Annotated in this window: 8 protein-coding genes; 7 read left to right on the forward strand and 1 reads right to left on the reverse strand. The window is 39.1% G+C overall.

Going from position 1 to position 14880, the window contains the following annotated elements; genetic code table 11:
* The first annotated feature begins 86 nt into the window (after positions 1 to 86).
* The 5 genes from rlmB (at position 87) to ACFFUE_RS06195 (ending at position 6052) form a co-directional block, all read left to right on the forward strand.
* A complete protein-coding gene (gene rlmB / locus ACFFUE_RS06175; protein WP_376833605.1) occupies positions 87 to 830 on the forward strand; it encodes a 23S rRNA (guanosine(2251)-2'-O)-methyltransferase RlmB in 744 nt (247 codons plus the stop codon).
* A 19-nt stretch (positions 831 to 849) separates the two neighbouring features.
* Positions 850 to 1920, forward strand: a complete 1071-nt coding sequence (locus ACFFUE_RS06180; RefSeq protein WP_376833608.1) for a DUF6263 family protein — start codon at positions 850 to 852, stop codon at positions 1918 to 1920.
* 25 nt (positions 1921 to 1945) lie between these two features.
* Positions 1946 to 2158: a hypothetical protein gene (locus ACFFUE_RS06185; protein WP_376833610.1), complete on the forward strand. Its 213-nt coding sequence runs from the start codon at positions 1946 to 1948 to the stop codon at positions 2156 to 2158.
* Positions 2159 to 2223: 65 nt separating this feature from the next.
* Positions 2224 to 4758, forward strand: coding sequence for a YfhO family protein (locus ACFFUE_RS06190; RefSeq protein ID WP_376833612.1), 2535 nt, complete (start codon positions 2224 to 2226; stop codon positions 4756 to 4758).
* Between the two features lie 4 nt (positions 4759 to 4762).
* Positions 4763 to 6052 (forward strand): glycosyltransferase family protein, encoded by a 1290-nt coding sequence (locus ACFFUE_RS06195; protein ID WP_376833614.1) that lies wholly within the window; start codon positions 4763 to 4765, stop codon positions 6050 to 6052.
* 103 nt (positions 6053 to 6155) lie between these two features.
* Here ACFFUE_RS06195 and ACFFUE_RS06200 read toward each other — a convergent pair whose 3' ends face one another.
* The gene (locus tag ACFFUE_RS06200; protein WP_376833616.1) at positions 6156 to 9479 is read right to left on the reverse strand and encodes a cytochrome c biogenesis protein; all 3324 of its coding nucleotides are present in this window, start codon (positions 9477 to 9479) and stop codon (positions 6156 to 6158) included.
* A 782-nt stretch (positions 9480 to 10261) separates the two neighbouring features.
* On the opposite strand from ACFFUE_RS06200, the gene hemN reads away from it, so the two are divergent.
* Positions 10262 to 11623, forward strand: coding sequence for an oxygen-independent coproporphyrinogen III oxidase (gene hemN / locus ACFFUE_RS06205; RefSeq protein ID WP_376833618.1), 1362 nt, complete (start codon positions 10262 to 10264; stop codon positions 11621 to 11623).
* Positions 11624 to 11932: 309 nt separating this feature from the next.
* Positions 11933 to 14839 (forward strand): protein translocase subunit SecD, encoded by a 2907-nt coding sequence (gene secD, locus ACFFUE_RS06210; RefSeq protein WP_376833620.1) that lies wholly within the window; start codon positions 11933 to 11935, stop codon positions 14837 to 14839.
* The last annotated feature ends 41 nt before the right edge of the window (positions 14840 to 14880 follow it).

Raw genomic sequence — 14880 nt, forward strand, 5'->3', positions numbered from 1 at the left:
CAAAACTAAAATTGGCTGATGGTTGATGGTCAAAAACTCAAAACTCAAAACTCAAAACTTAAAATTTATCACTCTAAAAAAGATAGATGAAAGACGATTTTATATTTGGGCTTCGTCCCGTAATAGAAGCCATAGAGGCTGGAAAAACAATTGACAAAATTTTTGTACAAAACGCTCTACAAGGCCCTATCTATGCCGAACTAAAAGCGATTTTGGCAAAGCATAAAATACGCCCCAATTATGTTCCTGTAGAAAAGCTCAATCGCTTTACAAGGAAAAACCATCAGGGCGTAGTGGCATTTATATCCGATGTCCCTTTTCATAAGATAGAAGATATTCTGCCACAGATTTTTGAAGAAGGTAGAACGCCTTTTTTACTTATCCTTGATAGATTGACCGATGTACGAAACTTTGGAGCCATCTGCCGTACCGCCGAATGCGTAGGCATAGATGCCATCATCATCCCAGAGAAAGGTGCTGCCCCTATCAATTCTGATGCGATAAAAACCTCTGCTGGTGCTATTTACAATATCAAAATTTGTAAACAAAACAATCTGGCTCATACCGTAGATTTTCTTCAGCAAAGTGGTGTACAGGTATTTGCCGCTACAGAGAAAGCACAGAAACTCATCTATGAAGTAGATTTTACAGAGCCTTGTGCCTTGGTAATGGGCAACGAAGAAACGGGAATTTCTAAAGAAGTACTACATCATTCCGATGAAAAAATAAAACTTCCCATCGAAGGAAAAACCCAATCGCTCAATGTTTCAGTAGCTTGTGGAGCTATTCTCTATGAAGCTATTAGACAAAAAATAAATCAACAATTTTAAATTATTATAAAAACATCAAATGAAAAAAATCATTGCAATAGCCGTACTATCTCTTACTGTGATGGCTTGTAAAAAAGATACTAAAACCGTTACTAAAATTGACCCTAAGACAGGAAAAACTGTTACCGTGGAAGTTCCTGCTACGGACTCTACAGAAGTGAAAAATCAAGATGAAACCACTACGGATAATGCTCTTGCCATTGCAGAGCATAATGGCGTGTACACTCAGCAATTCAAACTTCAAAAGGGAGAAACCTACCCTCTTACCACTTTTCAAAGAAATGTGCAGACCCTTACCAGTCCAGATGGAAAAACGGCATCTGGAACGGCTAACTCTACCGATGAGATGTCTTTCACTGTGGTAGATTTTAAGGATGGTGTGTACGATATTGACATCAATATCTTGGGTAAAAGCAGCTCTCAAAGTGCCAATGGAAAAACAGTTTCTGTGGATACTAAAGGTGCCGCTCCTAAAGATGCTAATCTAAAAGCGATGTGGAGTGTTAACAAAGCATTGGTGGGGAATAAGCTTAAAATGAAGTTAAAACAAAATGGTGAGATTGTTTCCATTACTGGTTTTGATGCCATCTACAATAAAGTGAATACCGCTACTGCTGCTTTCATTAAAGATGTCAAAGAAAAATCTGCTTTCTTAGAAGGTTTTAAACAAAGTTTTAATGAAAAAGCCATCAAAGAGCAACTGGCAAACAACCTTGCGGTACTTCCAAAGGCAGGTGCTAAAATAGGACAGTCTTGGACAGAATCTGAAAATGCTTCCGCAGATGGCAGCGTAAAACTTACCACTAAATATACCCTGAAAAGCGTAGAAAACGGTATAGTAACCATCTCCGTAAATGGAGGTATCCCAAAGAAAACAGACAAACAAACCCAAGAGGGCGTTACCCACAGTATTTCTTCTGAACTGAGCCAAAGTGGAATTGTAACTTTAGACCAAAATACAGGCTGGATTAAAAATCAAAATATTTCCGTGAAAACCAACCAAACGGAAACCTTGTCTGATGGTAAACAAAGCCAAACAATGAAAAGCAATACCACCACTACCGTTATTGTAAACCCTCAAAATAAATAACAAAATCACTCAATAACAAAAAGTTATGAAATTTATCTTACTTACCATTCTATCTACGATTATCATTTTCTTCGTTTGGAATATTTTGAAAAGGATGTTTTTCAAATCTTTTTATCAATTTCCTACCTCCAATCCATCTTCTACTCCTAAAAATAACCCAACCATCAAGGACAAGAAAATGAATTGGGATGCAGAAACCGTAGAGTACGAAGAAATCAAAGAAGGACAAAAACAATAATTTCAACACAACCCAATACGCTTCCATTTTGATTATGGAAGCGTACTTGCTATATCTATTTGAAGATGCTAAAACAAAGAAACACCATAATAGCCATTACCCTTTGCCTTATCTCCTTTATCATCTTAGCCATTGGGTATTCTACTCCTATTATTTCAGGAAAAGCCCTGATACAACCAGATATTGTTCATTATAAAGGTGGTGCAAAGGAATTGCTAGACTACCGTGCCAACAATACCGATGAAACCTACTGGAGCGATGCAATGTTTGGAGGAATGCCTACTTACCAAACTGGAGCTCAGTTTAGAGGTGACCTCATTAAGCAGGTGGATAATGTACTGAATTTCTTACCCAAACCTGCCAATTATTTATTTCTACTTTTTTCAGGTTTTTTCCTTTTAGGAATGGTAGTCACCAGAAACTGGAAATACGCCTTATTGGGTGCATCTTTTTTTGGACTTTCCACCTATTTCTACATCATCATTGCGGCAGGGCATAATGGTAAAGTTCATACCATAGCCTATTTTGCTCCGCTTTTAGCTGGGATTTTATTGGTCTATATCCGAAAAAAATATATCCTAGGCTTCATCGTTACGGCATTATTTATGGGGCTTCAGATTGCTGCCAACCATCCACAGATGACTTATTACCTTTTCATCGCTTTGGGCTTTTTGTTCGTTTCAGAATTGGTGCGTGCCATACAAAAAAAGGTTCCTATGAAACATTTTCTCATTTCCACAGGAATCTTGGCTTTAGCATTTTCCATTGGAGTGGGTATGAACGCCCAGAGATTGCTTGCTAACTCAGAATATGTAAAAGAAACCGTAAGAGGAAAACAAATCCTAAATAACGACCGCCAAAAAGCCAACACATCAGGACTGGATAGAGAAAGCATCACAATGTGGAGCTATGGCAAGCTGGAAACGCTCAATCTATTTATTCCGAGATTGATGGGTGGCGGTAGCCAAGAAGAAGGCTCCGAAGAGATGATGGCGGATATACAACAATTGGTACAAGACAATGTCTCCTCTCAGCAAGAGATGGATATGATTTCGCGTGGGTTTTCTTCGCTCACCTATTGGGGAGATCAGCCGGGAACATCAGGCCCTGCTTATCAAGGGGCAGTGGTGGTATTCTTGGCCATTCTAGGCTTCTTCTTTGCCGGAAAAAAATACCGTTATTGGATTTTAGGAGCTTCCATCCTCACTATTTTACTAGCTTGGGGACATCATTTTGCCCCACTTACCAACTTCTTTATAGATGTGGTACCGTTTTACAATAAATTCCGTGCCCCTTCTTCCATTTTGGTAGTGGTAGAGCTATTATTCCCACTCATTGCTATTTTAGGACTTTATCGTTTCTACAATGAAGCTAAATTATCCTCAGAATACAAACAAAAAGTATTAACTTATGTATCGGGAAGTGTTTTAGGTTTGGTTTTAATTTTATTAATCTTTGGAAAGTCACTTCTAGGCTTCTATACCGATACTGAAAAACAATACCTTCCGCCTTATTTACTAGACTATTTGGTAGGAAAACGATACGAAATGTTCCGCACAGATGCCATCAAAGCTTTAGTTTATGTACTCATCGTAGCAGGGATTCTTTGGTTTAGTTTAAAACAAAAAATCAATCAAAATATCGCATTATTGGTCATCGGTTTGGTTAGTTTATTAGACTTATGGTCGGTAAACAAAAGATATTTGAACGATGGCAACTATGCCGATAAGGCTTTTGCTGATAATCCTTTCATTACGGAAACTTCGGATTTCTTAACGGATAAAGCCGCAGAAAATCCTTACATCCAAGGGCTATTATCTCAGGTGAATATCAATAAAACTTTGGAAAACATCAGCCAAAACGATAAGACCCATTACCGAATTTATAATCAGACCCTAGGAACATTCAACGAGACCAATACTTCCTATTTTAAAGCTTCCATTGGAGGATATTCTGCTGCCAAATTAAGACGCTATGACGACCTTATCAACCATTATTTTCAAAATATGGATACTGTAAAGGTGCCGAAAATTCTCAATATGCTTAATGCAAAATATATGATTTTTGGAAGTAGCGAGCAACCACAAGCCGTTACCAATCCCGATGCCAACGGCAATGCGTGGCTGGTTTCTGATATTCATTGGGCAGCTAATCCTAATGAAGAAATAGATGCTATTGACATCATTGATAACAAAAAAACAGCCGTAGTTTCTACCGAAGACAAAGCCTATTTCAGCGGAAAAACCTTAGCCAAAGATAGCACCGCTTACATCAATCTGGTTCATTATCAGCCCAATGCCATCACTTACAAAGCAGAGTCTAAAACCCCTCAATTGGCTGTCTTTTCAGAAATTTATTATCCGAAAGGCTGGAAAGTAATGGTGGATGGTAAAGAAGTGCCGTACATCAAAGCCAATTACCTCCTCAGAGCGGTACACCTCCCTGCAGGAAGTCACGAAGTGAAAATGCTCTTTGAACCAGAAGTATTGCAAACGGGGAAAACCATCTCTATGCTGGTGTTTGGATTATTTTTGTTATTGTCTTTAGCGGGCATCGGCTATGAATACCGCCAAAGACAACTTTCTGCTAAGCAAAACTAAAACAATGCAACCTAAAAAAGTTCTCATCATTACCTACTATTGGCCACCAGCAGGTGGGCCTGGAGTACAGCGTTGGCTAAAGTTTTCCAAGTATCTTCCAGATTTTGGCTGGGAACCCACAGTCTTCATTCCAGAGAACCCGAGCTATCCACTATTGGATGAAAGCCTAATGCAAGAAATCCCCGTAAGGGTGAATACCATTAAAACCAAAATATGGGAGCCCTACCAATGGGCAGAAAAACTCAATAAAAAAAATAAAAAATTCAAAGCTGGGCAGTTTGATGTAGGAAAAAATCAGAGTTGGAAATCCAAATTATCCATTTGGGTAAGAGGAAATTTTTTCATTCCTGATGCCCGTGTTTTTTGGGTAAATCCGTCCTTAGATTTTTTGAAAAAACACCTTTCTGAGCATCATTATGATGCTTTGATCACCACAGGACCTCCGCATTCGTTGCATCTCATCGGTCTGGGACTGAAAAAACATTTTCCCAATCTGAAATGGATAGCCGACTTCCGAGACCCGTGGACAGAAATCTCCTACTATCAGCATCTGAAACTTACGAAATGGGCAGATGCGAAACATCGCAGACTAGAACAGCAGATATTCAGCACCGCAGATATTACCCTTGCCACCAGCTACACCGATGCTGAAAATTTCCGAAAAAAGGGTGCCAATGCGGTGTGCATCACCAATGGTTTTGACATAGAAAACACGGCAAATATCACCCCCGAAATAGAAAACCAACCCTATTTTACATTGGCTTATATTGGAGTATTGGAGCAACTTCGGAATCCTGAAATTTTGTGGAAAACCTTAGAGGAAATGGTAAGAGAAGATGAAACCTTTGCCCAAAATTTTCAGTTAAAATTTGTAGGTAGAATAGACGATACTATTCTTGCCCATATCCACCATTCTCCACTAAAAGATAAAGTACAAAACTATGGATATCTGAATCATCAAGAGGCTTTTAAAGAAATGCAAAATTCTGATATGCTACTCATTACCAATTTTCCACAAGAAAGCTCCAGAGGTATTATCCCTGGTAAAATTTTTGAATATCTGGCAACGGGCAATCAGATTTTATCGTTTGGCAGCAACGGTTCTGATGTGGAAACCATCTTGAAATCCACCAATGCAGGAAGGCATTTTACCTACTCCCAAAAAGATGAACTGAAACAATATCTTTTCCAGATGTATCAACTTTGGAAAAGCGGACAACTGAAATCCAATACCCATAACATCCAAGCGTTCTCCAGAAAAAATCTCACACAGCAACTTGCAGAAATATTATAAAGCTCTGTCATTCATCATAATACCTGATAAAACTTTCTCATTTTCTATTGTATGTCAATATAGCAAAAAAAAAGCGAACTCATTTCTGAATTCGCTTTTTTATTTATTTCTGGTTCAACGCTTTGTGCTTAAAGTACGACGCTACTGATAATACTATCATAAAGCCCGCTCCTAAGTAAACCCACAGCGGTACAGGAATAGGGTCTCCCGATGCGTAAGAGTGCAATCCACTAAGGTAATAATTCACCCCAAAATAGGTCATTATCACAGAGCTGATGGCAAACATAGATGCGGTATGGAACGCCCATCTACCACGCAAACCTGGTACCAATCTCATATGAATGACAAAGGCATAAACCATCACAGATATAAATGCCCAAGTCTCTTTAGGGTCCCAGCTCCAATAGCGTCCCCAAGATTCGTTTGCCCAAATTCCTCCCAGAAAAGTTCCTACTGTAAGGGCATACAATCCTATATTAAGAGACATTTCGGAAACGATGGTCAGTTCTTTAATGGTTTTCTCGTTATGTCTCTGGTATGATTTTTTATTGGCAAAAAGATAAAAGAACAAGCAGATTACCGCAATCACAAAAGATAGACCAAAGAAACCATAGCTCGCTACAATAATTGCTACGTGAATGATGAGCCAATACGATTTCAGTACCGGAACCAATGGCGTAATCTGTGGGTCTAACGCCGAACCACCGTGGGCAAAGCCCATCATAATAACCGCTACCATAAACCCTGCTGCTGGAATCAGAGCATTGGCATTCTTATACAATGCAAGCCCTGCCGTAATGCCTACCCAAGAGATGAACACAATGGCTTCATAACCGTTACTCCAAGGGGCGTGCCCAGAGATATACCACCTTCCCGCTAAACCTAAAAATTGTAAAAAGTAACCAATACAACCAACAACCAGAAGTCCTTTGATGATGGTTTGGAACAGTCTATGTGGTTTAAACAATTCTATAAAGCCCAAAATCACCAATAATCCCCCAATGAGACTGTAGAAAATGAGAAGTTTGAAGTTGATATTCACTTTATTCATAAATACCTCCAAATCTACTTTGGTTTTTGATGGCACTACATTTTTACCCCAAGTCTGCTGGTAGCCAGATAGTTTTTCTAATTCCCTATCGGCTTTTGCCCAATTACCATTCTGTTGGGCTTCTAATACCGCTGCAAAGTAAGGCCCCATTACGGCTTGAGATTCCATATCTGGTTCAAAGTTTTGATTCAACCAAGAATGCCAAGTGGAATTAGGGTCGTTTTTTACAGGGACTATCCTCATCAGCTGTCCACTGAAAAACTCGTTAAAAATCTGCACTCTTTCATTTACAGCAATCACTTCTTTATCATAGTTGCTTTGCTCGGCAGGCTTTTTATTAAACGCTTCTTGATAGTCTTGTTCCAAAACATATCTCAGATTACCATTGCTATCAGACGGGAAAAGGTTCATCAATGATGTATAGCCATCGTCATTAGCTTTGGTTTTCTTTTTCAGTTCTTCGCCTCCTTTAGTTCCTACTTTAATGAGGGGTACCATTGCCCAGCTGGGTGCATCGGTATTGATGGAAAGAAACCATTGTTCGGCAGTGAGAGACTGACCGTCTTTCCCTTTAAACTTATCGTGCTTGTATAATTTCCTCAATACTTCTAAAGCCTGAGTATTGATAGGCACTATTCTTCCCTCGATATTCTGAACCAAAAGATAGCCAAATTTATCGGCGTGTTCTTTTGATATTTTATTTTTAGCAATGGCTTCCTCTGGAGAAATCTGCTTCATCGTTTGGAAAGACCTTGCCACCGAATTTTGCTGTGGTGCTGTGGTGTGAGATTCCTCTGCGTGGGCATCATTGGCGTGTACCGTACCATCAGCGTGAGTATGGGTACCTTGGGTTACTTTGGCGTTTTCTCTGCTACCATCGGTAGTGCCGTGCATCTCAATCTTCTGAGCGTTCAATCCCAAAGCCAACCAAAGTGCAATGGCAGTGGCTATTTTCTTTTTGTTTAAGTTTCTTAGCATAGAATTGAGTTTCCAGAAGTGTGTTCCTTTCCAGAAGAAAACTACAAACATCGCGGTAAATAGGAAAAAATAACCGATATAAGTGATGAGCGTTCCCCAAAAATCGTGATTAACAGAAAGGTGTGTTCCTCGCATATCTTGGTCAAAACTTGCCTGAAAGAAACGGTACCCTTTGTGGTTGAGAACATTGTTCATATAGATTTTGTATGGCGTTTGCTTACCATCGTCTATGATTTGAATATGACTTTCATAGGCACTTGGCGATGAACTTCCTGGGTAGGTTTCCATCACAAAATCATCTAACTTCAAAGCAAATGGCGTATTGTAAACCTTTGCTCCAAAGCCCAGCATAATATTCATTCCATCTAAAGTAATCTGTTTGAAGAGATTAGGATTGCCTTTCTCTACGGGTAGTTCTACTATGGCTTTGCTCTGTGGTGCTTGCACTTCTACGGTAAGCACATCGGCAATGCCTTTATCTTTTTTCTTATCGCCCTCCACTGCCATTAGGTCACCTTTTCTGATGCCTTCTGGTACCACGATTCTAATATCATTAATGGTATAAAGACTTCTAAGCACCAAAGGCTGATATTCATTTTGGGTAGTTTTGCCCGTGGCTTGCGTTGCCATTGTCATATAGTCTGCATCTACAGGTGTTTTGATAAACAATTGATTACCTTCTTTCTTAAATTCTATGGCACCATCTATCGGACGATTGTAGCTTACCAAAGTTCCTTTTATAGATTTGGATTCTCCATCTTTCAAGAAATAATTAACTCTGCCGTTATCTCCTGCAAATACAAAATGAAGGTATTCTGTCCCATTAGCATTTGCCAGAAGAGAGTCTTTTTTTCGTTGCACATAGCTCAGCTGTTTTACGCTGATTTTCTTCCCGTTAAAATCATAATTGGCACTGAATTGATGGGGTAAAATTTTGGCTATCCAAGCATTTTCTTTGGCGGAGTTGGGGATCATCATATAGGGTAGATCTTTATAATTGAGCACCTCACCTTTTTCTTCAACTTGAATTTTGAAAAACTCTTTATCAGTAATAATTTCTCTGGAAGTTTCTCCCTCTCGGATGAGCATAAGCCCTTCATAACTGATATACCGCGTAATGGCACCTCCTATAAAAATAAGAATAAATGCCAAGTGAAATACCAATACCGCCCATTTTTCTTTTCGCCAAAGCTGGTATCTAGCAATATTGCCTATGAAATTGAGAATGAGGAGAAACATTACCAGCTCAAACCACTTGGCTTCGTAGATGAGTGCCTTGGCAGTAGGCGTTCCGTAATCGTTTTCCAAGAAAGTAGCATACGCCATAGCAGCGGCATATACCACAAAAAGCACCGCCATAGTGCGGGTAGAAATAAGGATATTTTGCAGTTTTTTCATAACCAAAAGATGTCTTGCAAAAATACACTCTATAAGTGGAATATGCGAATTTGAAAGTGATTTTTTTGATTGATGAAATCTAAAATCAGAGCATTTTTTTTAAATCCCCAATATAAACTTTTAGTAATACCAAGTATTTCCATCTATTATCTTAGCAATATATTCCTAACCTATCATCTATTTTAGCTAAACTTTCATCCAAGAGAAGTATCAATTTTCAAGGTTCAAAAAGATCGACTCGATTTTTCAAAAAATTGAGTCAATCTTTCAAAAAATTGACTCAATTTTTTCTCTACACTATCCTACAGATTTTACTAGGCAGGAAATTATAAATCCCTAAGCAGGAAATTGAATTTTCCTAACTAGGAAATTTTTTACCCGTAGTTTAATCCCAATTATGCTATAAAAAAGTAACCTTTTATTCAAACGGTTCACAAAAGATTTGTAAAACTCTCCTTCAATGTTCTAACATCTTAACCCTCTAATATCTAACCTTCTAACTTTATAGCCTTTTAACTTTCTAGCAATTATAAGTTTTGAGTGCTGAGTGTTGAGTGCTGAGTGTTGAGTGTTGAGTTTTGAGTTTTTGACCATCAACCAACAACTGACAACCATCAACCAATTTTAGTTTTGAGTGCTGAGTTTTGAGGAAAGAAGAAAGAGCAAAGAGCAAAGAGTAAGGACTTTTTTTCTAACCTTCTAATATCTAACTCTCTAATATCTAAAATCCAACCTTCTAAATACTATCATACAATATAAGATAAATTAAGTATTTTTGCAGTATGAATAAATCACTAATAGACAAATACAATATCCCTGGCCCGCGTTACACCTCTTACCCTACCGTGCCTTTTTGGGATGAAAGCAGTTTCTCCGCCGAGCGATGGAGACAATCTGTGATAAAAGCCTTCAACGAAAGTAATCATACCGAAGGGATTTCCCTATACATCCACCTACCATTTTGTGAAAGCCTGTGCACCTTCTGTGCTTGCCACAAGAGAATTACCAAGCAACATTCCGTAGAACGCCCCTATCTGGAAACTGTATTGAAAGAATGGGAACTCTACCTTCAGCTTTTCGGAGAAAAACCTACCATAAAAGAGTTGCATTTAGGAGGTGGCACACCTACATTCTTCTCGCCAGAGAACCTAAAAACCTTATTAGAGGGTATTTTCGCTAAGGCTAATATCGCCGAGCAGCCAGAGTTCAGCTTTGAAGGACATCCCAATAATACCACTAAGGAACATCTGCAAATGCTTTATGATTTAGGCTTCCGAAGATGCAGTTTTGGGGTTCAAGATTATGATTTGGAAGTTCAGAAAGCCATCAATAGAGTTCAGCCATTTGAAAATGTAGAACGCGTTACCCAGTGGGCTCGCGAGATAGGCTACACCAGCATTTCTCACGATTTGGTTTTCGGTTTACCACATCAGAATTGGGACAAAATGGAATTTACCATCAGGAAAACAATGGAGCTAAAACCCGATAGATTGGCGTTTTACTCCTATGCTCATGTGCCTTGGATTAAAGGTGTAGGGCAAAGAGGATTCGATGAAAACGACCTCCCGAGTGGCGAAGAAAAAAGAAAACTTTACGAAAACGGCAAGCAATTATTAGAACAATTGGGCTATAAAGAAGTGGGAATGGATCACTTCTCTCTAGAGCACGATGAACTCTATCAAAGCCTTATCAACGGGAATATCCATAGAAATTTTATGGGCTATTCTTCTAGCAAAACTTTACTGATGGTAGGCTTGGGAATGAGTGCCATCTCGGATTCTTGGTATGCTTTTGCTCAGAATGAGAAAACCGTGGAAGACTATCAAAAACGCGTAGAAGCAGGAGAAATCCCTGTGTTCCGTGGGCATATCCTTACGGATGAAGACCTCATTATCCGCCAGCACATCCTTAATCTGATGTGCCGATTGGAAACCTCTTGGTCTGAAAATACTTACCTACCAGAAATACAGCAATCTCTGGAAAAACTCAAGGAAATGGAAGCCGATGGATTGGTAAAACTTTCTGAAAACCACATCACCATTACCGAAAAAGGAAGAGCTTTCACCCGAAATGTCGCAATGACTTTTGACCTGAGAATGCTAAGAAAACAACCCGAAACTAGAATCTTTTCTATGACGGTTTAAAAGTTTTGAGTGTTGAGTTTTTTTTGAAAAAAGAAGAAGGAAGAAGGAGAAAAGACTTTTCTTTAACATCTAACCCTCTAACTTTCTAACCAGTGACGACCATCAACCGACAACCATCAACTATCAACCAATTGAAAGTGTTGAGTTTTTTTGAAAAAAGAAGAAGGGAGAAAGAGAAAAGACGATTTTCTAACCTCTAAAATCTAACCCTCTAACTTTCTAACCAGTGAGAACCATCAACTATCAACCAATATATAATTAAATTCATTATATTTGCCGATTATAAAATAATTTAATGTTGTAATTAAAATGCAAGGAAAAGGACTCATTACACTAGTAGCCATAGTTCTGGGGCTTATCTGTCTCAATGAACTTTTGCCAACTTGGTATGCAAGCAAGATTGAAAAACAGGCAACCGCCATCGCTGGTAACGACCCTGTGAAGTATCAAAAAGAAATCGCTAAACTTTCTAAAGACACTCTGAATCTCGGCTTTACAGAGCTTTACTACTCCAAAGCGAAGGAGAAAGAGATGAAGCTAGGTCTAGACTTGAAAGGGGGTATCAATGTGCTTTTGGAAATTAACCAAAGAGACTTGGTAAACAATCTTACCAATTATTCTTCTAACCCTATCCTCATCGAGGCTTTGGATAGAACAGACCAAGTTCAGAAAAACTCTACAAAATCATATATTGATGATTTTTTCATTCAGTTTGATGCAGTAAACAAAGCCAAAAACGCTAATCTAAAACTTGCTGACCCAGAAGTATTTGGTAATACCAACCTTACCGAAATTAAGTACAATACTACCGATGCAGAAGTAAAAGACATCGTAAAGAAAAGAATAGAGCTTTCTACAGGAACTGCCTATGAGGTAATCCGTACGCGTATTGATAAAATGGGCGTTACTCAGCCTAATGTGCAGAGAGTACCTGGTACAGGAAGAATCTCCGTAGAAATGCCTGGGGTGAAAGACATCGATAGAGTGAAAAAGATGCTTCAAACCTCTGCTAAACTTCAGTTTTGGGAAGTACAACAGATTAATGAAGTATATCCTTACATCCAAACCGTTAATTCTCTTGTGTCGCTTAAAGCGGATTCTTTAGGAGTAGCAAAACTAACCAACTTCGAAGGATTATTACAGCTCAACAAACTGAGCTCTAACGGCGTAGCTACAGTAAAACTATCTGACACAGCTACCGTTAATAAAATCCTTAACCATAAAATCGCTAAAGAGGCTAGACCTGCTAACCTAAAATACACCCAGTTTATGTGGGGGTATAAACCTGAAAACTCAGATCCTAATAGCCTTGTACTCTATGCCATCCGTGGAAACATCAGCCAAAAAGCACCAGTAGATGGAGCAGTAGAAACGGCGAACATCAGCTACGATGAGCTAAGCAGAATAGTGGTAGATATGCAGATGGATAGCAAAGGAGCAAGAGATTGGGCGGTACTTACAGAAAGAAATGTAGGCAAACCTGTGGCAGTAACGCTAGACAATGTAGTCTATACCGCACCGAATGTTATCAACAAAATCCCGAATGGTAGAACTCAAATCTCTGGTAACTTTACACAAGATGAAGCACAAGACTTGGTAAATGTTTTAGGGGCTGGTAAATTGCCTGCGGGGGCTAAGATTGTTCAAGCCGAAGTTGTAGGGCCATCACTTGGGGCAGAATCTGTACAAGCAGGGCTTTACTCTTTTATATTCGCATTCCTTATCATCATTGCTTACCTTATTTTCTATTATGGTGGTGCGGGGGTTTATGCCGTTATTGCTATGGCGATTAATCTTTTCTTCCTAATGGGAATTATGGACTCTGTGGATGCTACCCTTACCCTACCTGGTATTGCAGGGGTGGTGCTATCTATGGCAATGTCTATTGATGCCAATGTTATTGTTTACGAAAGAACCAAAGAAGAATTATTCGCAGGAAAAAACATCAGAGAAGCTTATAACGAAGGGTTTAATTTCTCCCTATCTGCCATCATAGATGGTAATGTTACCTCTTTCCTTACTGCCATTGTGCTTTATGTATTCGGTACGGGACCTATCAAAGGTTTTGCTGTAACTTTGGGTATCGGTATTCTGATGTCTATGTTCACCTGCGTTCTATTGACCAGAGTGATGATTTTCAGCCGACTTTCTAAAGGGAAAAACATCTCCGTTTGGACTTCTTTGAGTAAAAATATCTTCAGAAAAACTTGGTTTGATTTCATCGGAAAGAGAAAATACGCGTACATCATCTCTGCCATCATCACCTTAGTATCTTTAGGCTCTATCGCTACACAAGGGTTCAAATACGGTGTAGACTTCAACGGAGGTAGAAGCTATGTAGTGCGTTTTGAGAAAGCCGTAGATGCCAACGCTGCCCAAGATGCTTTGGAAAAACAATTTGTAACCAAAGACGGGGAAACCAGTGCACTAGATGTGAAAACTTTTGGTAATAATACCCAACTGAAAATCACTACCGACTATAGAATAGACGAAGAAAGCCTTGAAGCAGACCAAGACATCGAGAAAAAACTCTTTGCTGGATTACAACCATTGCTTCCTTCCGATGCTAAGCTTGAAAACTTTAAAGGAGGTTCAGACGAGGCTAAATATGGTATCATCAGCTCTGTAAAAGTAGGGCCTACCGTAGCAGACGATATCAAAACAGGAGGGGCTATGGCATTGGCAATTTCGTTATTGGGTATTTTCCTTTACATTTTGATAAGATTCAAAAAATGGCAATTCTCTACAGGAGCCATCGCCTCTTTGGTACACGATACGATTGTGATTTTAGGTGCTTATTCTCTTCTAAAAAATGTAATGCCTTTCAGTATGGAAATCAATCAAGACTTCATCGCTGCATTGCTTACCGTTTTAGGATACTCTATCAACGATACCGTTATCATCTTTGATAGAATCCGAGAGTATCTGCAAGAGAAAAGAGCCCTTACCCTAGAAGGCTTGTTTAATGATTCTATTTCCAGCACTTTGGGTAGAACATTCAACACGGCATTCCTTACCTTCTTGGTAATTTTAGCCATCTTCATCCTTGGCGGTGAGAACCTGAGAGGCTTTATGTTTGCCCTACTCATTGGGGTTGGTTTCGGTACCTACTCTACTTGGTTCATCGCTTCCGCAGTGTCTTATGACCTTTTGAAGAAAAAAGGATTAGAAGGCTCTGAAAAAGATAAGAACAAAAAGAAAGAGGCAAAAGCATAATGCCATCTTTCCATAAAATACCAAATAAGCTGTCCAATTTT

Origin of the sequence: Bergeyella porcorum (assembly GCF_042427575.1) — a bacterium.
Classification (GTDB): domain Bacteria; phylum Bacteroidota; class Bacteroidia; order Flavobacteriales; family Weeksellaceae; genus Bergeyella; species Bergeyella porcorum.

What these genes read in the sequence shown, in the direction of transcription:
- rlmB (WP_376833605.1), top strand. Translation starts at nt 87, where the DNA reads ATGAAAGACGATTTTATATTTGGGCTTCGTCCCGTAATAGAAGCCATA.
- ACFFUE_RS06180 (WP_376833608.1), top strand. Translation starts at nt 850, where the DNA reads ATGAAAAAAATCATTGCAATAGCCGTACTATCTCTTACTGTGATGGCT.
- ACFFUE_RS06185 (WP_376833610.1), top strand. Translation starts at nt 1,946, where the DNA reads ATGAAATTTATCTTACTTACCATTCTATCTACGATTATCATTTTCTTC.
- ACFFUE_RS06190 (WP_376833612.1), top strand. Translation starts at nt 2,224, where the DNA reads ATGCTAAAACAAAGAAACACCATAATAGCCATTACCCTTTGCCTTATC.
- ACFFUE_RS06195 (WP_376833614.1), top strand. Translation starts at nt 4,763, where the DNA reads ATGCAACCTAAAAAAGTTCTCATCATTACCTACTATTGGCCACCAGCA.
- ACFFUE_RS06200 (WP_376833616.1), bottom strand. Translation starts at nt 9,479, where the DNA reads ATGAAAAAACTGCAAAATATCCTTATTTCTACCCGCACTATGGCGGTG.
- hemN (WP_376833618.1), top strand. Translation starts at nt 10,262, where the DNA reads ATGAATAAATCACTAATAGACAAATACAATATCCCTGGCCCGCGTTAC.
- secD (WP_376833620.1), top strand. Translation starts at nt 11,933, where the DNA reads ATGCAAGGAAAAGGACTCATTACACTAGTAGCCATAGTTCTGGGGCTT.